The organism is Kitasatospora sp. NPDC048239 (genome assembly GCF_043202015.1).
GTDB lineage: Bacteria > Actinomycetota > Actinomycetes > Streptomycetales > Streptomycetaceae > Kitasatospora.
This window is the reverse complement of record NZ_JBICZP010000003.1, coordinates 278,649-300,785: the sequence shown is the minus strand read 5'-3', so window position 1 is coordinate 300,785 and position 22,137 is coordinate 278,649. Positions and strand designations below refer to the sequence as shown.

At 74.4% G+C, this 22,137-nt stretch carries 17 protein-coding genes; 8 read left to right on the top strand and 9 right to left on the bottom strand.

From position 1 onward, the window contains the following. Window positions 1–10: 10 nt before the first annotated feature. On the top strand, window positions 11–2,149 hold the full coding sequence (locus ACGFZP_RS09155) for an FUSC family protein (RefSeq protein ID WP_392930217.1): 2,139 nt from the start codon (window positions 11–13) through the stop codon (window positions 2,147–2,149). Window positions 2,150–2,226: 77 nt separating this feature from the next. Next, window positions 2,227–3,006, top strand: a complete 780-nt coding sequence (locus ACGFZP_RS09150) for a TrmH family RNA methyltransferase (protein WP_392930215.1) — start codon at window positions 2,227–2,229, stop codon at window positions 3,004–3,006. Between the two features lie 32 nt (window positions 3,007–3,038). On the opposite strand, the gene ACGFZP_RS09145 is transcribed toward ACGFZP_RS09150, so the two are convergent. The 5 genes from ACGFZP_RS09145 to ACGFZP_RS09125 all read right to left on the bottom strand — a co-directional run bounded on the left by ACGFZP_RS09145 (window position 3,039) and on the right by ACGFZP_RS09125 (window position 9,682). Beyond that, window positions 3,039–4,373, bottom strand: a complete 1,335-nt coding sequence (locus ACGFZP_RS09145; protein WP_392930212.1) for a peptidoglycan-binding protein — start codon at window positions 4,371–4,373, stop codon at window positions 3,039–3,041. Window positions 4,374–4,580: 207 nt separating this feature from the next. Beyond that, a complete protein-coding gene (locus ACGFZP_RS09140; RefSeq protein ID WP_392930210.1) occupies window positions 4,581–5,501 on the bottom strand; it encodes a pyridoxamine 5'-phosphate oxidase family protein in 921 nt (306 codons plus the stop codon). Window positions 5,502–5,564: 63 nt separating this feature from the next. Then, window positions 5,565–6,035, bottom strand: a complete 471-nt coding sequence (locus ACGFZP_RS09135) for a VOC family protein (RefSeq protein WP_392930209.1) — start codon at window positions 6,033–6,035, stop codon at window positions 5,565–5,567. Between the two features lie 216 nt (window positions 6,036–6,251). Continuing rightward, window positions 6,252–7,295 (bottom strand): XRE family transcriptional regulator, encoded by a 1,044-nt coding sequence (locus ACGFZP_RS09130; RefSeq protein ID WP_392930207.1) that lies wholly within the window; start codon window positions 7,293–7,295, stop codon window positions 6,252–6,254. A gap of 233 nt (window positions 7,296–7,528) precedes the next feature. After that, complete coding sequence (locus ACGFZP_RS09125) at window positions 7,529–9,682, bottom strand: protease pro-enzyme activation domain-containing protein (RefSeq protein WP_392930205.1); 2,154 nt, start codon at window positions 9,680–9,682, stop codon at window positions 7,529–7,531. A 253-nt stretch (window positions 9,683–9,935) separates the two neighbouring features. Between ACGFZP_RS09125 and ACGFZP_RS09120 the strand changes: the two genes are divergently transcribed. Beyond that, window positions 9,936–10,526: a CGNR zinc finger domain-containing protein gene (locus ACGFZP_RS09120; RefSeq protein WP_392930203.1), complete on the top strand. Its 591-nt coding sequence runs from the start codon at window positions 9,936–9,938 to the stop codon at window positions 10,524–10,526. Between the two features lie 61 nt (window positions 10,527–10,587). Here ACGFZP_RS09120 and ACGFZP_RS09115 read toward each other — a convergent pair whose 3' ends face one another. The 3 genes from ACGFZP_RS09115 to ACGFZP_RS09105 all read right to left on the bottom strand — a co-directional run bounded on the left by ACGFZP_RS09115 (window position 10,588) and on the right by ACGFZP_RS09105 (window position 15,380). Further along, on the bottom strand, window positions 10,588–12,090 hold the full coding sequence (locus ACGFZP_RS09115) for an FAD-dependent monooxygenase (protein ID WP_392930201.1): 1,503 nt from the start codon (window positions 12,088–12,090) through the stop codon (window positions 10,588–10,590). A gap of 140 nt (window positions 12,091–12,230) precedes the next feature. Beyond that, entirely contained in the window at window positions 12,231–13,931 is a 1,701-nt protein-coding gene (paaN, locus tag ACGFZP_RS09110) for a phenylacetic acid degradation protein PaaN (RefSeq protein ID WP_392930199.1), read from the bottom strand. A gap of 180 nt (window positions 13,932–14,111) precedes the next feature. After that, entirely contained in the window at window positions 14,112–15,380 is a 1,269-nt protein-coding gene (locus ACGFZP_RS09105) for a glycosyltransferase family 39 protein (protein ID WP_392930197.1), read from the bottom strand. A 165-nt stretch (window positions 15,381–15,545) separates the two neighbouring features. Between ACGFZP_RS09105 and ACGFZP_RS09100 the strand changes: the two genes are divergently transcribed. Continuing rightward, a complete protein-coding gene (locus ACGFZP_RS09100) occupies window positions 15,546–16,130 on the top strand; it encodes a TetR/AcrR family transcriptional regulator (RefSeq protein WP_392930195.1) in 585 nt (194 codons plus the stop codon). Window positions 16,131–16,137: 7 nt separating this feature from the next. Here ACGFZP_RS09100 and ACGFZP_RS09095 read toward each other — a convergent pair whose 3' ends face one another. Then, window positions 16,138–16,584, bottom strand: a complete 447-nt coding sequence (locus ACGFZP_RS09095) for an Lrp/AsnC family transcriptional regulator (RefSeq protein WP_387941220.1) — start codon at window positions 16,582–16,584, stop codon at window positions 16,138–16,140. Between the two features lie 163 nt (window positions 16,585–16,747). Between ACGFZP_RS09095 and ACGFZP_RS09090 the strand changes: the two genes are divergently transcribed. From ACGFZP_RS09090 to ACGFZP_RS09075, 4 genes are all read left to right on the top strand, one after another. After that, window positions 16,748–17,890 (top strand): thiamine pyrophosphate-dependent dehydrogenase E1 component subunit alpha, encoded by a 1,143-nt coding sequence (locus ACGFZP_RS09090; RefSeq protein WP_392930192.1) that lies wholly within the window; start codon window positions 16,748–16,750, stop codon window positions 17,888–17,890. Window positions 17,891–17,973: 83 nt separating this feature from the next. Further along, on the top strand, window positions 17,974–18,936 hold the full coding sequence (locus ACGFZP_RS09085; RefSeq protein ID WP_392931009.1) for an alpha-ketoacid dehydrogenase subunit beta: 963 nt from the start codon (window positions 17,974–17,976) through the stop codon (window positions 18,934–18,936). Window positions 18,937–18,941: 5 nt separating this feature from the next. Beyond that, window positions 18,942–20,303, top strand: coding sequence for a dihydrolipoamide acetyltransferase family protein (locus tag ACGFZP_RS09080; RefSeq protein WP_392931007.1), 1,362 nt, complete (start codon window positions 18,942–18,944; stop codon window positions 20,301–20,303). Window positions 20,304–20,521: 218 nt separating this feature from the next. Beyond that, on the top strand, window positions 20,522–22,108 hold the full coding sequence (locus tag ACGFZP_RS09075; RefSeq protein WP_392930190.1) for a globin domain-containing protein: 1,587 nt from the start codon (window positions 20,522–20,524) through the stop codon (window positions 22,106–22,108). The last annotated feature ends 29 nt before the right edge of the window (window positions 22,109–22,137 follow it).

The following is a 22,137-nucleotide window of genomic DNA, read 5'->3' as shown; positions in this document are numbered from 1 at the left end:
GCTGACCGTTATGTCCTGGTTCGCCGCACTCCGTGACACCGCACGGACCGGACTGACCCTGGACCGGACGCTCACCGACCCCAAGCGGGCCGTCCGCGGGGCCGTCGCCGTCGCGCTGGTGCTCTTCCCGACCCTGGCGCTGGGCGGGCCCGCGCTCGCCACCTCGGCCGCGATGGGCGCCTTCATCGCCGGCACCGCGACCTTCCAGCGCAGCTTCCGGCCTCGGGCCACGCTCGCGGTGGCGGCCGGGATCGGGCTCGGCACCAGCACCTTCCTCGGCTACCTGGCCGTCGGCGTGCCCGGCGGGTTCCCGGTGCTGCTGGCGGCCTGGGCCTTCGGGGCCGGCCTGGCCTGGTCGATCGGGCCGACCGCCGGGGTGGTCGCGGCCAACACCCTCGCGGTGATGCTGATCGTCGTCCAACTGCCCGTCAGCGCCCTCACCGCGCTCGGCCACGGGATGGTCTGCGCGCTCGGCGGCGCCGCCCAGGCGCTGGTCATCACGCTCTGGCCGATCGGCAGCTGGGCCGCCCAGCGCGAGGCCCTCGCCGACACCTACGCCGAACTCGCCGACTACGCGCGGCGGCTGCGCCAGGACCCGACCGCGCACGTCGACCCGGCCCCGTTCATGACGGCCCGCCACGCCGCCGCGCTGACCCCCTGGCAGGACCGCCACCGGCCGGCCGGGCTGCGCGGTCTGCGCGGCATCGCCGAACGCATCCGCCCCACCCTGGCCGCGATCGCCGACCCCAAGGTCGGCGCCCCCGCGGAGGGCCCGGAACGCGACCGCGCCCGGGCGGTGCTGGCCGCCGCCGCCGATGCGATGGACGCCCTGGCGCGGGCCGTGCGCACCGGCGATCCGCTGCGCCTCCCCCGCTCCGCGCCGGCGCTCACCCTGGCCACCCCGCCCGAGGGCCCGCAGCTGCAGGGCGCCGCCCGGCGGTCCACCCGGCGGCTGGCCGGGCTGCTGCGCAAGGCCGCCGACGCCCTGGAGCGCGGCGACGAGGACACCATCAGCACCCCGGTGGTCGGCGCCGGCGGGGCGCTGCACAAGCCGCCGCTGTCCCGGATGCTGCCGGTCGCCGCGCGCGCCGTGCGCCGACAGCTCCAACCGCGCTCGGCGATCTTCCAGCACGCCGTCCGGCTCACCGGCGTGATCACGGTCGCGTACCTCCTGGCCCGGCTGGCCGGCTTCGAGCACGGCTACTGGGCGCCGATGACCGCCGCGATGGTGATGCGCCCGGACTTCGCCCAGACCTACAGCCGCGGGGTGGCCCGGCTGGCCGGGACGATGGTCGGCGTCGCCGTCTCCACGCTGGTGGTGCAGCTCGCCGACCCGGGCGACCAGGTGCTGGCCGCGCTCGCGGTGCTCTGCATCGGCGGGGCCTACCTCACGCTGCGCACCGGCTATGCGCTGATGACGGCCTGCGTCTCCTCGTACGTGGTCTTCCTGCTCGGCCTCCAGGCCGGGAACCCGCTGGTCACCGCGGTGGAGCGGGTCGGGCTGACGCTGCTCGGCGGCTCGGTCGCACTCTTCGTCTACGCGCTGTTCCCGACCTGGCAGACCGCCCGGCTCGGGGAGCGGCTGGCCGAGTGGCTGGCCGCCGCCGGGCGGTACGCGGCCGCCGTGCTCGACGGCTACGGGCACCCGGGGGCGCCGCGCGGGCGGGAGGTGCGCTCGGCGCTGCTGGACTCCCGGGAGGCCCGCTCCGAACTGCTCCAGGCGATGGAGCGGGCGGACGCCGAGCCGGGCCGGCACTCCTCCGGGCTGCCCGGGGTGAGCCGCCGTCAGATCGACCGGGCCCGGGCGGCGGTCGGACACCTCGGGCGGGCCGCCGTGCTGCTGGAGGCGCACCTGCCCGCGGCCGACGCCGAACCCGTCCCCGGCGCCGCCGAGTTCGCCGAGGAGCTGCGGCTGGGCACGGCGCTGGCGGCGGCCGCGCTGCTGACCGGCGGCACGGTGGAGTTCGGCGCGCTCCGCGAGGCGCAGACGGAGCTGGAGCGGCGGCTGGCCGAGGCCCCGGCCGGTGTGCACCGGGACGTCGTGCAGGCCGGCACCCGGCTGCTGCTCCAGGCGCTGAAGGACCTGGAGCGTGCGCTGCGCGGCGGCGGCACGGTCGGCGGGCAGCGCGAACGGGAGGGCGCCCGGTGAGGACGCCCGGTGAGGCCGGTGCCGCGGCCGCCGGGCGGCCCGGGGAGCACGGGGCACGGGGTGGCAGAGTGGGCGGCATGAGTGACGATCAGCTGGTGCGGGCCTGGCGCACGGGTGCCCAGGAGCCCGGGACGGTGCTGCTGGACGGGTTCCACGCGCTGAAGCACGCACTGCGCTTCGGCGGGGACGTCCGGCAGGTGCTGACCACCGACCGGGCCGCGCTGCGGGCGCTCGCGCAGGAGCTGGCCGCGGACGTGGGACCGGCGCTGGACGGCCTGGCGGCCGAGCTGCCCGAGGCGGCGTTGAAGGCGCTGGTGCCCAGGCTGCACCCGACCGGGGTGGCCGCGCTGGCCACCCGGCCGACCGCCGGGGCCAACCGGGCGGCGCTTGCCGGGGCTGCGCGGCAGGCCCCCGTCGTGCTGCTGGAGAACCCGCGCAACCTGGGCAACGTCGGTGCGGTGATCCGGCTGGCGGCCGGCTTCGGCGCCGCCGGGGTGGTGACCACCGGGGACCTCGACCCCTGGCACCCCGCCGTGCTCCGGGGCAGTGCGGGCCTGCACTTCGCCACCGCGGTGGAGCGGCTGGAGCCGTCGGAGCTGCCGGCCGGGCCGCTGTTCGTGCTGGACCCGGAGGGCGAGGACATCCGGACGGTCACCGTGCCGGACGACGCGCTGCTGGCCTTCGGCACCGAGCGGCACGGGGTGTCGGCGGAGCTGAAGGGCCGGGCCGACCGGCTGCTGGCGGTGCCGATGCAGCCCGGGGTGTCCAGCTTCAACCTGGCGACCAGTGTGGCGATGGGGCTGTTCCACTGGATGTCCCGGCGCCCGCCCGGTGCTCCCCTGCCGGGCGGGCGCTGAGTCGGACGGGGCCCTCCTGGGGCCTCCAAGGCCTAGCCGAAGAGGCGTCGCCAGGTGTCCGGGCCGGGGTGGCCGTCGGCCTCGGCGCCGCGCCAGCCCTGGGCCTCCTGGAAGGCCTGGACGGCGCGCCGGTCGCTCTCCGTCCAGCGCGGGCCGGGGCCCTGGGTGTAGGAGCGGCCGAAGCCCTTGCGGACCAGCTGCTCGCCGAGCCGGCGGACGTCGTCGTTGCTCGCGCCGGGCCCGAACCGGTCCCGGCCGGGGAAGGCGGGCACCCCGCCACCCGGGTCGACCGGAGGCGGGGGCGGCGGGGAGGCGGCGGCGATGTTGCGGCCCTTGTTGTGGACCAGGTAGTCCCAGGTGTCCTTGCCGGGGATGCCGTCGGCCTCGGCGCCGCGCCAGCCCTGGGCGAGCTGGAAGGCCTCGGTGGCCTTGCGGTCGGCCTCGCCCCAGCGCGGGCCGGGGCCCTGGCTGTAGAACCGCCCGCCGCCGCGCTGGACCAGCATCCGGCCGAGTTCGGTGACGTGGGCGTTGTCGGCGCCGGGACCGAACTTGTCCGCGCCGGGGAAGGCGGTCGCGGTGGAGCCGTCGCTGCTGGTGCCGCCGCCGGAGAGCGCCTTGTAGCGGTACGGGACGTACGAGGCGGAGTTGTTCCAGTAGGCGTACGGGGTGTCCCGTCTGGTGGTGCTCGGGGCGGTCTGCTCGTAGGCGAGGTAGCGGGTGTGGGCGGCATCCGTCCAGCCGCCGAAGATGGTGACGTGCGAGCCGGCCTGCGGGTTTCCGGGGTTGTTGTAGATCAGCACGTCCCCCGGCTGGAGCTCGGCCCTGGTGATCCGCTCGGCGACGTCCGGCAGCGTCCAGGTGGTCTGGCTGCTGCCCAGGCCCCAGGCCATCGAGACGAAGCCGGAGCAGTCCTGGCGGTAGCCGTCCGACCAGTAGCGGCCCATGCCGTACGGGACCTTCTGGTCGACCCAGCGCTGGGCCCGCTCGATGATCTGGGCCCGGGTGACCGGTGGCGTGGCGGCCCGGGGGGCGGCGAAGCCGCGGGCCCGGTCGCCGTAGAGGCCGCTGACCTCGCCCTGCGGGGTCTTCGGGGGCTGGGTGGCGCTGCTGCCGCCCGGGGTCGGGGCCGGGGCGGCGGCGGCCCCGGAGGCCCCGGCCGCGCCGCCGCCGAGGACGGTGCCCACCGCGGCCATCAGCACGGCGGCCCGGCGGCGGACGCTCCGGGCCGCGGCGTGCCCGCCCTCGTGGACCGGCGCGGCGTGCAGCCGGGCCCGGCGGCGGGCACTGCAGCCCCCGCATATGCAGTCCTCGTCCGGTTCGACCTCGTCGAACTCCAGCAGCGCGGTCGGCTGGTGGGTAGGGGTCATTTCCGCCTCTTTCCTGGTCAGGCCCTGATGGCGCGACAGGACTGACCTTCCCAGCCCGATACCGCGTGTTATCGGGACCAAAGTCCCAAACCGGACGGGGGTGCGGCGCGGTGGGTTGCGCCGGGCGGGTGACGGCCGTTCGGCGGCCCGGGCCTGGCGGGGGCTCCGGGGAGGCGGTAGTGCCGGTGCGGTGGACCTGGCGGCGGGTCAGACCGCGGCGGGCGGATTGGCCGGGGAGAACTCCGGCTCCGTCCAGGTCAGCGGGGTGGCATCGGCGAGCTCGACCACGGCGGTGACGGTGAGCTCGACCACCCGCTCGGCGCCGGGCAGGCCGGCCCGGGCCGGTTCGGACCAGTCGGTCCTGGCCTCGCCGGTGACCAGCAGCGCCCCGCCGGTCTCCCAGTCCGGCAGCAGCAGTCCGGCGCGCGGGTCCAGCTCCAGGTTGCCCAGCGTCATGAACATGCTGTTGCCGGTGTACTCGGGCCAGCGCAGCCGGTCGGGCCGGTCGGCCCGCAGGAAGCCCGGAGCGCCGCCCCGGTGGGAGGCGTCCACGCTGCCGTCCGGTCCGACGGTGGCGATGAAGAAGGTGTCGGCGGTGGCCGCCGCGAGCCGCTGGGCGGTGGACAGCGTCGGGCCGGTGGCCACGGCGCGCGGGGTTCCGGCGCCGGGCCGGCCCAGCGGGCTGCGGCGCTGGATGTACTTGGGGCAGTTGGCGTACACCTCGTCGGCGGCGATCACCAGGCCGCCCCGGCCGTCCGGGGCGGAGCGGCCGTTGAGCCGCATCCGGCGCCGGCCGGCCGGGTCCAGCGCGATGGTGCCCACCTCGGCGGGGCCGGCCAGGGTGGCGGCCAGCGGATCGTCGTCGGCGGGCCGGGCGGCCACCGTGAGGGTGCGCTCGTCGGCCGCCTGGAGGAAGCCGGGCTCGCCGGTGAGCTGGGTGGCCCAGAGCCGCCCCCGGGCGTCGGCGGCGCCGACCACCAGGGTCCGGCGCTCGGCCAGGAACCGGCCGGCCACGGCGGGGATGACCCGGCCGATGGCCCGGCCGGAGTGGTCGGCCCGCTCCAGCCGGCCGGCCCTGGCCTGCACGGCCCGCTCGCCCGGGTGGTAGGGCGTGGTGGTGCTGGTCATGGCGTGCTCCTCCGGTGTCGGTCCGCAGGTGGGGGGTCGAAGGCGGGGGGTCGAAGGCGGGGCCTAGAAGAAACCGCAGGTCGGGGCGGCGGCGGTGGGGGCCTCGGCGCCGGTCTCGTCGACGCCCTTCGGGGTGTAGATCTCCAGCCGGATGCCGTCCGGGTCGGTGAAGAAGATGCCGCCGGAGGCCGCGCCCTCGCCGTGCGGGACGACGCCCTCGTAGGCGAACTCGGCGCCCAGCTCGCGCAGCAGCCGTTCGGCGGCGCGGACCTCGTCCAGGCCGTCGACCTGGAAGGAGAGGTGGTGCAGGCCGGGGGCCGCGGTGGCGAAGGCTCCTTCGCTCTGCTGCCAGAGGGTGATCAGCAGGGTGCCCTCGCGGCCGAGGAAGGCGAAGCGGCGCTCCGGCTCGGTGCCCTCCTTGACCACCTCCAGGCCGAGCACGCTCCGGTAGAAGGCGACGGAGCGGTCGAGGTCGGTGACGTTCAGTCCGATGTGGCCGGTCTGCAGGGTGCTGGCGACTGCGGTGCTGGACATGCCTGGACACTCCCGTGGCTGAGGTGTCCGGAGAGGTTTCTACCTAACCGGTACTCCCGACTTTAAGGGTTAGGTGATGGAGCGTCAACCGGTATCGGGGCGTGAAAGGGTTAGGGCCTGTCCGGCGGATCCCGGCGGTGTGCGGGATCGGGCGGACAGGCCCCAGGGGGTGCGCTGTGCGGGTGGCGGGCGGAGCGGGGCGGGCCGCGGGTGCGGCTACTCCCACTCCCAGCGGATGCCGACGTGGCCCGGCTGCTGGTCGGGCGCGAGGACGTGGGCGCTGGCGGAGGCGCCGATCCAGAGCTGTTCGCGGCGGCGGTCGATGTCCTCGCCGGGAGCGCGGTCGTAGCGCTCGCAGTGGACGGGCACGGCCGCCGGGTCGAAGTGCACCTGGAGGACGTACTCGCGCACCGGGGTGGCGAAGCGGCGGCTGTACTCCATGGTCGGGCCGCCGGGCGGGATCTCCACCTCGTACTCGAAGACCGTGCTGTCGCCGAGCCCGAGCGGGCGGTCCAGCATCAGCTCGCCGACCACCAGTCCGGCGTCCGGGCGGCGGCGGACCCGGCCGAGCCGGCCGTGCCGGACCGAGGTGATCTCGGGGCAGCCGGTGGCCTCCTCGTCCGCCTTGTGCACCACCAGGCAGCGGGTCACCCCGCTGACCGTGGCCCGGACGACCTGGCGCATCCGCAGCAGGTTGCCGCGCCGCTCGGCGTCGACGTAGTACGAGTCGTGGATGCTGAGCCGCTCCAGCTCGCCGGCCGGCGGGGCGTCCAGCTCGGCGAAGACGTCCGCGATCTCCTGCTCGCCCGGCCAGACGTCCTCCAGCCGCAGGTGGGCGATGGTGGCGGCGGCGGCCCAGCGGCCGCGCGGGCGGGGCGGGCCGAGCAGGGCGGAGAGGGTGCTGTGCGGCAGGCCGAGCAGCTCCTCCAGCAGGTGGACGGCGCGCAGCGAGCTGGCCCGCTCGGGCTGGCTGCGGCCGCGGCGCCAGTAGCTGAGGGTGGTGACGCTGACCCTGATCCCGCGCTGGGCCAGGGCGGCCCGGATCCGGTCCAGGCTGAGGCCGCTGGCCTCGATGGCCAGGTGCAGGGTGTCGGCGAAGCCCCCGGCGGGCGCCGGGCGGCCGATGGCGGGCGCGCCGACGGTCGGGGGAATGGGAGAAGCGGGAGGAGCGGGAGGAGCGGAGGGAGCGGGAGCGGAGGCGCCGGGGCGCTGTCCGATCAGCCTGAGCCGTGCCGCGTCCTGGGGGTGCTGTGAGCCCATACGGATACCTTCCCCACCAAGCGAGTTCGGCGGGACCGGTCCGGCGCCGGAGCGCGCCGTCAGCGGCTTCACCGAGCTGTGGGGAACCCTATGCACGGTCGAGAGGCTACGTCATCAGTCGTGCGTATGACAGTGGTCACGAGTGGTGGACCTCAAGGTTAGCGATCTTGAAACAGTGCGGAAACAGAACACCGGGGCGGACCGGTCGCGGCCCGCCCCGGTGAAGGGGGTGATCAGGAGACGTTGAGCGCGGTGTCGTCGATCACGAAGCTGGTCTTGAGCGAGGAGTCCTCGGCGCCGGTGAACTTGATCGTCACCGTCTGCCCGGCGAAGGCCGAGAGGTCGAAGGACTTCTGCACGTAGCCGGTGGCCGCGTTGGCGTTGGACAGGGTGGTGAGGGTGGTGGAGCCGGCCTGGACGGTCAGCTTGTCGTACGCGGTGGAGCCGGTCTCGGCGGTGTCGATGTGCACCCAGAACGAGAAGGTGGCCTTGCAGCCGGCCGGGATGGAGACGGTCTGCGAGACGGTGTCGGTGTGGCTGCTGCCGTAGCCGTCCAGCCAGGCCTTCCAGGAGCCCGCGTGGGCGGCCTCACCGGTGCTGCTGTCGACCACGCCGCTGGAGGCCGTCCACGGGGCGGCGGTGCCGGTCTCGAAGCCCGCGTTGCCGATCAGCTGGGCCGCGGTGCAGCCGCCGGAGGGCGGCGGGGTGGTGCCGCCGAGCAGCGCGGTGTTCAGGGCGTCGGCGATCGGGCTGCCCCAGCCGGTGACCTGGTCGTAGCCGGCCTTGGTGGAGAAGTCCTGGTTCTTGCCGGTGGTGACGTCGTGGAAGGCGGCGGCGTAGCCGCTGCCGTTGGCGACCGCGTACAGCTTGGGGCTCGCCTCGCCGAGGACCGGCTGTCCGGCGGCCTTGGCCTTCTGGTTGAACTGGGCGGCGTAGCCGGACCAGAGCGGCGCGGCCGCGCTGGTGCCGCCGTAGACCTGCCAGCCGCCGGCCGTGTAGATGGCGAAGCCGCTGGCCGGGTCGGCGTTGGAGGAGACGTCCGGGACGGTGCGCATGGTGCCGGTGATGCCGGTACCGGTCTGCCAGGCGGGCTTGGCGAACACGGTGGAGACGCCGCCGCCGGCGGTGCTCCAGGCGCTCTCCGAGGAGTAGGCGCTGCCGGAGACCTTGAGGTTGGTGCCGCCGACACCGGTCTGGTGCGGGCTGGACGCCGGGAAGTCGACCGCCTTGACGCCGGAGCCGCTGGTGGAGCGGGTGCAGTCGCGCGAGCCGTCGTCGCCGGAGGCCGAGAAGATCGAGATGCCCTGGGCGGCGGCCTGCTTGAAGGAGTTGTCGACCGCCGTCATGGAGGAGGCGGTGGTGTCCGGCTCGCAGGAGCCCCAGGAGATGGAGATGACCGAGACCCTGTTGTCCGCGACGATCTTGGCGGCCATGTCGATCTCGCCCTGGTCGCTGTTGGGGGCCTCGTAGACCAGCTGGGTGGCCTTGGGGGCGACACCGCGGACGATCTCGCTGTCCAGCTCGACCTCGCCCTGGCCGTCGCCGGGCTTGGAGTCGTAGTTGGCGCCGTCGACCGACACGGTGCTGACGGCCGGGCCGGTCAGGCCGTACTGGGAGTCGTAGGTCCGCAGGTTGGCGGAGCTGTAGCCGTCGAACTCCCAGAGGGCGACGGTGACCCCGGTGCCGTCCGCGCCGGTCCGGTCGAGGTTGTAGGCGCCGTCGTACTGGGTCGGGCCGAAGCCGCTCGGGGCGGCGTTCGGGGCGGCGGCCGGGGCGGTGCCCGGCTTCACGTTGCGGGTGGTGCGGACGGTGTGGTTGTTGAGGCCGGAGACGCCCTGGACCACCTCGGCCAGGTCGGCCGGGACGGAGGCGGCCGCGTCGTTGGCGAAGAAGGTGCGCTGCTGCTGCGGGTCCAGGTAGGCGCTCTCGTGGGTGCCGAAGGCCTTGGCTATCTGCTCGGCGGTGCCCTGCGCGTTGACCACCTGGCGGTTGTCGCTGACGCCCGAGACGGCCAGGCCCTGGGCGGTCAGGTACGACTTGACCTGCTCGACGGCGGCCTTGGTCGGGCCGAAGCGCTCGGTGAACTGCTGCGGCGTCAGGTAGCGGCCGTACTCGGGGGTCCCGGGGGTGGCGACCGCGGCGAGGAAGCGGTCCAGCTCGGCGGTGTCGCGCAGCTTCAGGCTGACGGCCACCGAGAGCTGCTGGGAGGCGGGGACGTCGCCCTTCTTCTCGGAGCGGGCCACCGCGGGGGTCACGGTGTTCGGCAGCGAGACGCGGGGGGCGGCGGCGTTCGGGGTGGCGGCCTGTGCGGTGGTCACGCCGAGCGAGACGGCGGAGAGCGGCAGGACGGCAAGGGCCGCGACGAGGGCGAGGGAGCGGGGGCGCACGGGGTCCTCCTCTGGCCGGTGTGTGGGGACCGGCAGGGGCTAGGGCGTTCCAGGGTCGAAAACGCTGGCTAGAACATGTCAGAGGCGGTACGGCGATTGGCTTATGGTCAAGCAATTCGTTGCTAAAAAACAGTCAAGTGTGGAGAACCGAATGGAGGGTGTTTCATACAGTGAATGATCGGAATTCCGGAATCGGTCCATACCAATTCAGGCGAGGGCCGGGCATAGAATCGGGCGAGGCCGAGGGAGGACGATGACAGACCGAGCAGCTGACCGTGTGGCAGACAGTGCGGCGGACCCCAGGGACCCCCGCCCGCTGGTCGGCGAGCCGCTCGCGCTCGACCTGCTGAACACCCGGTGGTCGGGCACGCCGGTGAACGACCTGCTGACCGACCGGGAGGGCCACCTGATCTGGCTCTCCTCCGCGGGGCTCGCCGACCGGTGCGGTGAGGGCGGGTCAGGGCTCCCGGAGCTCCGGGAGGCGCGGGAGGCGCTGGCCGCCGCCGTCCTGGACCTGGACGAGCGGGGCGAGCCGGGCGGCGCGGCGCTGGCCGGGCTGGACGCGGTGCTGCGGCACGGGCGGGTCCGGCGGACGGCCGGTGCCGGCGGGCCGGTGGACCACGTCGAGGTGGACGGTCGGCAGTGGCTGGCGGCCTGGCTGGCGGTCGACGATTTCCTGCGGCTGCTGGGGCAGGGCGCGCACCGGATCAAGAAGTGTGCACACGAGGCGTGCATTCTGCATTTCCTCGACACCTCGCAGAACGGGCGCCGGCGGTGGTGCTCGATGGCGGTGTGCGGGAACCGGGCCAAGGCGGCGCGGCACTACGGGAAGGCACGGGGGTAGGTCCTGGCCGGAAACCTCGGCGGGACAGGACCTGGGCGCACCCTCCCGTAGGGCCGACGGGTCAGCCGTTGTCGGGGCTGCCGAGCCAGTGGGCGAGGGCGGCGCGGAGCTCGCCGCGGCCCGGGTCGACGGCCGCCCAGGCGGCGTAGCCGTCGGGGCGGATCAGCAGGACGGTGTCCCGCAGCTTGCCGTGCGGGTCGGCCGGGGCGGCGGTGGTCACCCGGTCCGCCCACGGGTCGGCGGCGGACAGCTCGTCATTGCTCACCAGCACGAACCGCCCGCCGCGCAGCGCCTCGTAGAGCCGGTCGGGCGCGCCCGGCGCGCCGTCGGGGGCCTGCTCCAGACCGGTCAGCCGCAGGTCGGGGACGCGTCGGCCGACCAGCGGGTGGGCGTCCTTGGGGGCGGCGTACCTGATGCCGATGCCGGAGACCTGCCGGGCGCCGCGCTCGGCGACCACGTCGAGGTGCTCGGCCAGGGTGGTGAGCGCGCCGCGCAGCGCCCTGGTCGGGGCGGACTGGGCGAGGGCGAGCCGGATGAGCGCGCCGGAGCTGCGCAGGACGGCCTTGCCGACCGGGTGCCGCTCGCTCTGGTAGGTGTCGAGCAGGGCGTCGGTGGCCCAGCCCTGGACGGCGGCGGCGAGCTTCCAGGAGAGGTTGGCGGCGTCCTGGAGGCCGGTGTTCATGCCCTGGCCGCCGGCCGGGGAGTGGCAGTGCGCGGCGTCGCCGGCCAGGAAGACCCGGCCGGAGCGGTAGTTGGGGACCTGGCGTTCGTCGCTGTGGAAGGTGGAGGTCCACCGGGCGTCGTGCAGGCCGTAGTCCTCGCCGAGGGCGGCCCGGGCGATCGCGGCGATCCGGTCGAGCGAGGGCGGGGTGCCGTCGGGAGCGCGGTCGGTGCGGTCCCAGGCGATCACCCGGTACCAGCCGTCGCCGAAGGGCGCGAGGAAGGCGAAGCCGGCCTCGTTGGCGCCGACGGTGAGCAGTTCCTCGGGGTCGCGCTCGACCCGGACGTCGGCCAGCAGCACGGAGTTGACCACGGACTCGCCGGGGAACGGGATGCCGAGCAGGTCGCGCACGGTGGAGTGGACGCCGTCGGTGCCGACCACGTAGCGGGCGCGGTGGGTGGCGGCGGCGCCGGCCTCCAGGGTCTCGACGGTGACGCCCTCGGCGTCCTGCCGCAGCCCGGTGACCTCGGCGCCGCGCAGGATGGTCGCGCCGGCCTTCGTCGCGCGCTCGTGCAGCAGGCGTTCGACGTTGTACTGCGGGGTGATCAGGACGAACGGGAAGCGGGTCGGGAGCCGGCCGAGGTCGACCCGCAGCCGGTCGAAGAGCCGCAGCTCGCGGAGCGGTCGGCCGGTGGCGATCAGGTCGTCGGCCAGGCCCCGGGCGTCCAGGGTCTCCAGGCTGCGGGCGTGCACGGCGAAGGCCCTGGTGAGGTTGGACTCGGCGCCGCGCTTCTCGAGAACGGTGACCCGGACCCCGGCGGTGGCCAGGTCACCGGCCAGCAGCAGCCCGGTCGGTCCGGCGCCGACGATCAGGACGTCGGGGCCGATCTGCTTCGCGGTCATGTGTCATCTCCCGATGATCGGACGAGGGTTGGGCACGGTTCCCAGCATGCTCCCAGCCTCCCATCATCGCTGGCCCGGGCGGGCCTGTGAATCTCCCGGGCCCCGGCACCAGGCGGTGCCGGGGCCCGGGAGACGCAGGGTCAGGCGTGCCGGCGGACCTCGACGGTGCGGAACCGGTTGGCGACGAACGCGGCGTCGCAGTAGGCCGAGTTGGCGGCCGGGTTGGCCCCGGTGCCGTGCAGGTCGGAGAAGGCGGCGGTCTGGTTGGCGAACACCCCGCCGGTGAGGTTGAGCGAGAGCGAGACGCCGGAGTCCAGCGCGGCCTCGACCAGCGCGGCCTCCACCTCGGGTGCGGTGGTGTAGCCGGCGGCCGTCATCGCGCCCTGGGTCCGGACCGTGGCGCGCAGCAGCTCCACGGCGGCGGCGGTGGACTCGACCGCGACGGCGAAGGAGACCGGGCCGAAGCACTCGCTGCGGAAGACCGCCCGGTCGTCCGGCTTGTCGGCGTCCAGCTTGATCAGCGCGGGCGTGCGGAGCACCGCGGCGGGGAACTCGGGCGAGGTCACCACCCGCGGGGCGAGGGCGAGTTCGCCGTACTCGCCGCCGGCCGCCGCGACGGTGCGCTGCAGCACGCCGGGGTTGACCACCGCGCCGAGGATGGCGGCGGCCCGGGCGTCGTCGGAGAGCAGGCCCTCGATGGCGGCGGCGAGGTCGGCCACCACCTCGTCGTAGGACTTGGCACCCTGGTCGGTGTCGATGCCGGTGCGCGGGATCAGCAGATTCTGCGGGGTGGTGCACATCTGGCCGCTGTAGAGCGAGAGCGAGAAGGCCAGGTTGCCCAGCATGCCCTTGTAGTCGTCGGTGGAGTCGACGACCACGGTGTTGACGCCGGCCTTCTCGGTGTAGACCTGGGCCTGGCGGGCGTTCTCCTCCAGCCAGTCGCCGAAGGTGGTCGAGCCGGTGTAGTCGATCAGCTTGACCTCGGGGCGGACGGCCAGCACCTGGGCGACGGTGCCGCCCTCGTGCTCGGCGGCCAGGCAGACCAGGTCGGGGTCGAAGCCGGCCTCGGCGAGCACCTCGCGGGCGGTGCGCACGGTGAGCGCGAGCGGCAGCATGGCGCGCGGGTGCGGCTTGACCAGCACCGGGTTGCCGGTGGCCAGCGAGGCGAACAGCCCGGGGTAGCCGTTCCAGGTGGGGAAGGTGTTGCAGCCGATCAGCAGCGCGACGCCGCGCGGGACGACGGTGAACTCCTTGGTCATCACCAGCGGGTCGCGCTTGCCCTGGGGCTTGGTCCAGCCGGCGCTGAGCGGCAGCCGGGTCTGCTCGGCGTACGCGTAGGCGACGGCCTCCAGCCCGCGGTCCTGGGCGTGCGGGCCGCCGGCCTGGAAGGCCATGCCGTACGCCTGGCCGGTGGTGTGCATCACCGCGTGCGCGAACTCGTGCGAGCGGGCGTTGATCCGGGCCAGGATCTCCAGGCAGACGGCGGCGCGGACCAGCGGGCCGGCCGCGGCCCAGCCGGGCTGGGCGGCGCGCAGGGCGGCGATCAGCGCGTCCGGCTCGGCGTGCGGGTAGCCGATGCCCAGCTCCACGCCGTACGGCGAGGCCTCGCCGCCGACCAGGTCGCCGTCGGCGGGGTGGCCGTCGAGGGCGAACGGCTTGTTCAGCAGCGCCTCGAAGGCGGCCTTGCCGTCCTCCGCGCCGCTCTCGCCGTACGCCTTGGGGAACTCGGGGTAGGGCGACCAGTAGTCGCGCTTGGCGGCGGCGTCGATCGCGGCGTCCAGGGTGGCCTGGTGGCGTTCGACCAGCTCGGCGATGAGGGGATTGGTGACCGCTGCGGACATCTGTGCGCTCCTCAGAGGGGAGGACGGGACACGTCACAGAGTAACCGAACGATCGGTCGGCTCAAGAGGGCGTACGGGGTCGGATCCGGTGGGGCGGGTGCGGGCGGGGCCGGGTTCGTGCCGCAAACGCCGGGGGCGCGTCCGCATCGGACGCGCCCCCGGGAGTGAACGGGTGCCGGTCTACGGGATGCCCAGCTCGAAGATGAGGTACCCGCCGAACCAGCCGGAGGCGATCGCGCCGCTGCCGAGCACCCCGGCCAGCACCGGCCAGCTGAGCCTGCGCATGGCGATCGCGAGCGCGATGAGCAGCGGGAAGGCCGGCAGCAGGTAGCGCGAGACGTTGCCGAAGATGCCCACGCTGCCGAGCACCGAGACGATGGTGGCCAGCGTGTAGGCGGTGAGCACCAGCGGCGGGCGCAGCCGCACCAGCAGGATGATCAGCACCGGCAGCGAGAACACCACCAGGGTGGAGAAGAGGTCCGGGACGGGGTACGCGAACGCGTAGTCCGTCCGGCCCAGAAGCACCCCGCGGATGGCGTGCCAGGTGCCCTGGCCCCAGTCGAAGTAGTGCAGCCAGGCGTCGTGCTGGAGCTTGAAGTAGGCGCCCCACTCGCCGGTCTGCCAGCCGACCCAGCCCACGTAGCCGAGCAGGCCGAGCGGGGCCAGCAGCATCGCGGCCAGCGGTCGCAGGATCCCGCTCTCCCGGCGGTACAGCTCGACGATCGCGGCCAGGCCGACGGCGCCGATCAGCGCCGCCGAGGTCGGCCGGTTGAGGCCGGCGACCAGGCTGATCACCCCGGCGGCCACCCACTGCCTGGTCATCGTGCAGTAGCAGGCCCAGGCGGCCAGGGCGACGAAGGTGGAGTCCGAGTAGAGCGCCCACTCGGCGCCCGAGCCCGGGGCGATCGCCCAGAGCCCGGCCGCGATCACCCCGGCCCGGGGACCGGCCAGCTTGTCCACCACCGCGTAGATGCCGGCGGCGGCGAGCAGCGAGGCCACCACCGAGACCAGCATCCCCGCGCCGTACAGGCCGAGGCCGGTGGTGTCCGAGACCAGCCGCATCAGCCCGGGGTACAGCGGGAAGAAGGCGGCGGAGTTCTGCTGGATGGTGAATCCGGGGACGCCGTTGGGGACGGCGATCAGCGCGGGGTGGTACCCGAACTCGGCGACCTGCTGGTACCACCAGCCGTCCCAGCTGGCCAGGACGTCCCAGGGCTGGGCGCCGCCGCCGAAACGGGGGTGCTTGCCGAGGTAGTCCCCGGAGAAGGAGAGCAGCTTCATGAACACCGTGAAGCCGATCAGCTTCAGCACGGCGTAGCACCACACGGCCGGTCCGAACCGCAGGACCAGGGCGGCGGCGCGATCGCGCCAACCGCCCTCCGGTACCGCCTCGGGCTCGCCGTTGCGCTGCTCGGGCACGTCGGAGGCGACTGCCGGTATTGCGCTCATCAGTCTGGACCCACCCTGCTGGCCGTGGACGATCGTCCGCCGATTCTAGGGGCTGTCGCCTGGAATTGGTGCGGACCATTGCCGGGGACCCGAGGTCGGCGGCCGGGTGGCCGGACGGCCGGACCCGGCCGCGTCGGGCGCGGCGGGGACGGGGATACTCGGAGGATGGCCGATCACACCACGCGTACCGCCTACACCGTGGAGTCGCTGCTCGCGGTGACCGTCGACGTGTTCAACGAGCGCGGCTACGACGGCACGTCGATGGAGGACCTCTCGCGGGCGGCCGGTATCTCCAAGTCGTCCATCTACCACCACGTGCGCGGCAAGGAGGAGCTGCTGCGGCTCGCCGTGGGCCGGGCGCTGGACGGACTGTTCGCGATCCTGGCCGAGCCGGAGGCGGTCGGCGGGCCGGCCGTGGAGCGGCTGGAGCACGTGGTGCGCCGCACCGCCGAGGTGCTGCTCGACGAGCTGCCGTACGTCACCCTGCTGCTTCGGGTGCGCGGCAACACCGTCACCGAGCAGTGGGCGCTGGAGCGGCGCCGGGACTTCGACCACCAGGTGGCCGAGCTGCTGCGGGCCGCCGTCGCGGACGGCGCGCTGCGGGCGGACGTCGAGCCCCGGCTGGCGACCCGGCTGCTCTTCGGCATGATCAACTCGATCGTCGAGTGGTACCGGCCGGGCCTCAAGGCGGCCGACGGTGTCGCCGACGCGGTGGTCCACCTGGCCTTCGACGGCCTGCGGGCCCGGTAGCCGGGCCTCAGTCGGGCGGCACCTGGTCGGTCTCCTCGAAGACCAGCATGGTCTGGGTGCCGAGCACCTGCGGGATGGACTGGATGCGGTTCAGCACCAGCTCCCGCAGGGCGTGGTTGTCGGCGGTGTGCACCAGCAGCAGGACGTCGAAGTCACCGCCGACCAGCGCGATGTGCGCGACCCCCGGCAGCGCCAGCAGCTGCTCGCGCACCGTCCGCCAGGAGTTCTGCACGATCTTCAGGGTGATGTAGGCGGAGGTGCCCTGACCTGCCTTCTCGTGGTCGACGCGGGCGGTGAAGCCGCGGATCACGCCGTCCTCGACCATCCTGGATATCCGGGCGTACGCATTGGCCCGGGACACGTGCACCCGCTCGGCCACCGAGCGGATCGAGGCGCGACCGTCCTGCTGCAGCAGCCGCAGGATCGACCGGTCGACCCGATCGAGTCTGGACATCTGTTCAGCCGACATGACCCCCACTCTCCCCTGATTGGACGTACTGCCACCAGTCGACCGCCCCCCGGGCCGATTGTCCACCACCTTGTCACGCTTCTGGTCAAGATGAACAGACGACCGAACAATCGGTAGGGAGCCCCCGCCACCCCTGGAGGTGCCCGAGATGACCGTTCTCGACCACAGACACCACACGGCGGTGCCCGGCTGGCTGCCCGGGGCGACCGCCCCGCGCAGCGAACCGGCCCCGCTGCTCCCGGACGACGCTCCCGTCCGCCTGCTCGGCACCCCCGCGCTGGAGAAGTACGACCCCGTGCTGCTGCGCGAGCTGTACCGCCGCCTGGTGGTCGGCCGCCGCTACAACCAGCAGGCCACCACCCTGACCAAGCAGGGCCGGCTGGCCGTCTACCCGGCCTCCACCGGCCAGGAGGCCTGCCAGGTCGCCGCCGCGCTGGCGCTCGGCGAGCGCGACTGGCTCTTCCCCAGCTACCGCGACACCCTCGCCGTGGTCTCCCGGGGGGTCGACCCGCTGGAGGCGCTGACGCTGCTGCGCGGCAACGCCCACACCGGCTACGACCCGATCGCCACCCGCACCGCCCCGCTCTGCACCCCGCTCGCCACCCAGGCCCCGCACGCCGTCGGCCTCGCCCATGCGGCGCGGCTGAACGGCGCGCCGGTGGTCGCGCTGGCGCTGCTCGGCGACGGCGGCACCAGCGAGGGCGACTTCCACGAGGCGCTGAACTTCGCCGCGGTGCTCCGGGCCCCGGTCGTCTTCCTGGTGCAGAACAACGGGTACGCGATCTCCGTCCCGCTCACCGCGCAGTCCGCCGCGCCGACGCTCGCCCACAAGGCGGTCGGCTACGGCATGCCGGGCCGGCTGGTGGACGGCAACGACGCGCCCGCCGTGCACAGCGTGCTGGCCGAGGCGGTCGAGCGGGCCCGGACGGGCGGCGGCCCGACCCTGGTCGAGGCGCTCACCTACCGCGTCGAGGCGCACACCAACGCCGACGACGCCACCCGCTACCGGGACGACACCGAGGTCGCGGCCTGGCGCGAGCACGACCCGATCCTGCTGATGGAGCGCCATCTGCGCGAGCTCGGGCTGCTGGACGACGCCCTGGTGCAGGAGGCCGCCGACGAGGCGGAGGCGCTGGCGGCCCGGATGCGGGCCGAGTTCCACGCCGACGCCGAGCTGGACCCGATGTCGCTGTTCGCCCACGTCTTCGCCGAGCCCACCCCGCAGCTGCTGGAGCAGGCCGCCCAGCTGTCCGCCGAGCTGGCCGCCGAGGCCGAGGTGCACGACCGATGAACCAGACCGCCCACCCGTCGCCCGCCCCCGCCCGCGGCCGAGCCGCCGGGCGGCCCACCGTCGAGGGCGTACGCACGTCGACCATGGCGCAGGCGCTCAACTCGGCGCTGCGGGACACCCTGCGCGAGGACCCGACCGTGCACGTGCTCGGCGAGGACGTCGGCGCCCTCGGCGGGGTCTTCCGGATCACCGACGGGCTGACCGCCGAGTTCGGCCCGGACCGCTGCATGGACACCCCGCTGGCCGAGGCCGGCATCCTCGGCACCGCGATCGGCATGGCGATGTACGGGCTGCGCCCGGTGGTGGAGATGCAGTTCGACGCCTTCGCCTACCCGGCGCTGGAGCAGCTGTTCTCGCACGTGGCCAAGATGCGCAACCGCACGGCCGGCCGGCTGCCGCTGCCGATCACCGTCCGGATCCCGTACGGCGGCGGCATCGGCGGGGTGGAGCACCACAGCGACGCCTCCGAGGCGTACTACACCAGCACCCCTGGCCTGCACGTGGTCACCCCGGCGACGGTCGCCGACGCCTACGGGCTGCTGCGCGCCTCGATCGCCTCCGACGACCCGGTGGTCTTCCTGGAGCCCAAGCGGCTCTACTGGGGCAAGGCCGACTTCGACCCGGCCGCGCCGGTCGAGCCGATCGGCCGGGCTGTGCTGCGGCGCACCGGGACCTCGGCGGTGCTGATCACCTACGGGCCCTCGCTGCCGGTCTGCCTGGAGGCGGCCGAGGCGGCGAAGGCCGAGGGCTGGGACCTCGCGGTGCTGGACCTGCGCACCCTGGTGCCGTTCGACGACGAGACGGTCTGCCGGGTGGTGCGCTCGCTGGGCCGGGCGGTGGTCGTGCACGAGGCGACCGGCTTCGGCGGCACCGGCGCGGAGATCGCCGCCCGGGTCACCGAGCGCTGCTTCCACCACCTGGCGGCGCCCGTGCTGCGGGTCACCGGATTCGACATCCCGTACCCGCCGCCGATGCTTGAGCACCACCACCTCCCCGGGGTGGACCGGATCCTGGACGCGGTCGCCCGGCTGCAGTGGGAGGACTGAGGATGATGCCCGTCGTGCGCGAGTTCACCCTGCCCGACCTCGGTGAGGGGCTCACCGGGGCGGAGGTGGTGCGCTGGATGGTCGAGGTCGGCGAGGTGATCGCGGTCGACCAGCCGGTGGTGGAGGTGGAGACCGCCAAGGCCGTGGTGGAGGTGCCCTGTCCGTACGGCGGGGTGGTCACCGCCCGGTACGGCGAGCCGGGCGAGGAGGTCGCGGTCGGCGCTCCGCTGGTGACGGTCGCGGTGTCGCCGGCGGTCGGGTCGGAGCCGGTGGACGGGGAGGGCCTCCCGGCCGGGGTCGAGCGTCCGCTGGTCGGGTACGGCGTGGCCGAGCCCGACCGGGGCGGACGGCGGCGCCGGGTCGGTGCCGCGACGGCGGCGCCGCCGGTGGCAGTGGCGGTGGCTGCGGCGGTGCCCGCGGCGGTGGCTGTTCCGGTGGCTGCTCCGGCGGCTGCTCCGGCGGCGGTGAAGGCCTCGGCGGTGGTCCCGGTGATCTCGCCGCTGGTGCGGCGCACGGCCCGTGAGCACGGCATCGACCTGGCGCTGCTGACCGGTACCGGGCGGGACGGGCTGATCCTGCGGGCGGACGTGGACCGGGCGGTGGCGGCGCTGGACCGGCCGGCCCCGGTCGGCGCGGCTGCGGCCGCCACGGCTGCGGTGACCGTCTCCGCCTCGGCCGCCGCCGAGGTAGTCCCGCTGCGCGGGCTGCGCCGGGCGGTGGCCGAGAAGCTCACCCGCAGCCACCGCGAGATCCCCGCAGCGACCTGCTGGGTGGACGCCGACGCCACCGAACTGATGGCGTTGCGGCGGCAGTTGAATGCAGCGTCCGGTCCGAAGGTCAGCGTGCTGGCGCTGCTGGCGCGGATCTGCACGGTGGCGCTGGCCCGCTTCCCCGAGCTCAACTCCAGTGTGACGGAGGATGGTTCGGGCATCATCCGGCACCAGGCGGTGCACCTGGGCTTCGCGGCGCAGGGCGAGCGCGGACTGGTCGTCCCGGTGGTGCGAGCCGCCCAGGCGCTGAACACCGAGCAACTGGGCGCCGAGCTGGGCCGGTTGACCGAGTCGGCCCGGTCGGGTTCGCTCACCCCGGCCGAACTGACCGGTGGCACCTTCACCTTGAACAACTACGGGGTGTTCGGGGTGGACGGCTCCACCCCGATCCTCAACCACCCGGAGGCGGCGATGCTCGGGGTCGGTCGGATCGTTGCCAAACCCTGGGTCCACCAGGGGGAGTTGGCGGTGCGCGAGGTGACCCAGCTGTCGTTCACCTTCGACCACCGGGTCTGTGACGGCGGTACCGCGGGCGGGTTCCTGCGGTTCGTCGCGGACTGCGTCGAGCAACCGGGGATGCTGCTGCGGCAGCTGTGAACCGGCGTGGTCGCCTTGCGTGGTGGAGCCACCACGCAAGGCGACCGCAGATCGAGGGAGAGTAGCGCGTGCCGGGGGCGGGTGTCCGGGCTTCGCGTGATTTGTCGGATGAGCAGTTCGGGCGTGCCACGCTACCGAGACGTCAACAGGGACAAGCCAGGTGGTGGCGCAGGCCGGCCGGAGGCGAAACGATTCTCTTGGGTACTCGAAACGTTGCGGTGAAGTCACGCAGAACACTCCTGGTCCGTACCGGACACGGCTCGGCGGCGGCCTCGGCCGTCCCCGGACTGCCGGACATCACGCCGGACACCAGGGTCGAGGTCGCGGCCGAGGTCACGGCGGTGCTCCCCCCGGTACCGCTGGACCCGCCGGACCTCCCGCCCGTGCCGTCCGCCCCGCCGGTGATCCCCGCTCCGCCGGCCGAGCCGCCGGCCGTCCCCGCGCTGCCGCCGGCGCCGTGCGCGCCGTTCGCGACGCAGGCCCCCGCCGGGCCCGCGATCGAGCCGCTGATCACCCGGGCGCCCGGCCTCAACTGGGCCGGACCGGGCGACCAGTGGAGCCGGGCCTGGGCGCTCCAGACCATCGACGCGTCCCACTCCGCGGCCGGCCCCGAGCCCGTGCCCGAGCCCGTGCCCGCACCCGATCTGCGCGCCGCGGCCGAACAGCCGCCCACCGCAAGGGACATCGAGCTGATCCGGGCCAGCCTGGCGGTGGTCGAGCCGGTCGCGGACCGGGCCACCGCGCACTTCTACGCACTGATCTTCCTGCACCACCCCGAAGTCCGGGCGCTGTTCCCGGCCGCCATGGACGTCCAGCGCGACCGCCTCTTCCGCGCCCTGCTGGCGGCCGCCCGCAGCGCGGACGACCCGGACGCCCTGCGCGCCTACCTGAGCGGTCTCGGCCGCGGACACCGCCGGTACGGCACGCTGACCGGCCACTACGCCCCGGTGGGGGAGTGCCTGCTGCAGGCGCTGGCCCGGTACGCGGGCAGCCGCTGGGACGCGGGGACGGAGCTGGCCTGGCGCCGGGTCTACCGGCTGGTCTCCTCGATCATGATCGAGGCCGCCGAGGAGGCCGCCCGCACCTCCCCGCCCTGGTGGCAGGCCGAGGTGGTGTCGCACCGGCTGCGCACCCGGGACGTCGCGGAGATCACCGTCCGCCCGGACCAGGCCTACCCGTACCGGGCCGGGCAGTACACCAGTCTGGAGACGCCCTGGTGGCCGCGGGTCTGGCGGCACTTCTCGTTCGCCTCGGCGCCCCGTACGGACGGCCTGCTGACCTTCCACGTGAAGGCCGTCCAGGCGGGCTGGGTGAGCAGCGCGCTGGTGCACCGCGCCGCCGCCGGCGACGTCCTGCGGCTGGGCCCGGCGGCCGGGGCGATGACCGTCGACCACGCGGCCGGCGCCGACCTGCTCTGCCTGGGCGGCGGCACCGGTATCGCGCCGATCCGCGCCCTGGTGGAGGAGGTCGCGGAGCACGGCGCGGCCGGCCGCTCGGTGGAGGTCTTCTACGGCGCCCGGCAGACCGAGGGCCTGTACGAGCTGGAGGCGCTGCGCGGGCTCGCCCAGCGCCACCCGTGGCTCTCGGTGCGGCCGGTGCTGTCCGGTCCCGGGGCGGCCGGCAGCGGTGCGCTCACCGGTGAACTGCCCGAGGTGGTGGGCCGGTTCGGGCCGTGGCAGGGCCGGGAGGCGTACCTCAGCGGGCCCGCCGCGATGGTGCGGCGCGCGGTCGGCGTGCTGCTGCGCGCCGGAGTGGCGCAGGAACGGATCCGGCACGACCTGGTGGGCGAGCTGGCGGCGGGCTGATCCCGCGGGTCCGGTCGTCCGCTCGTTCG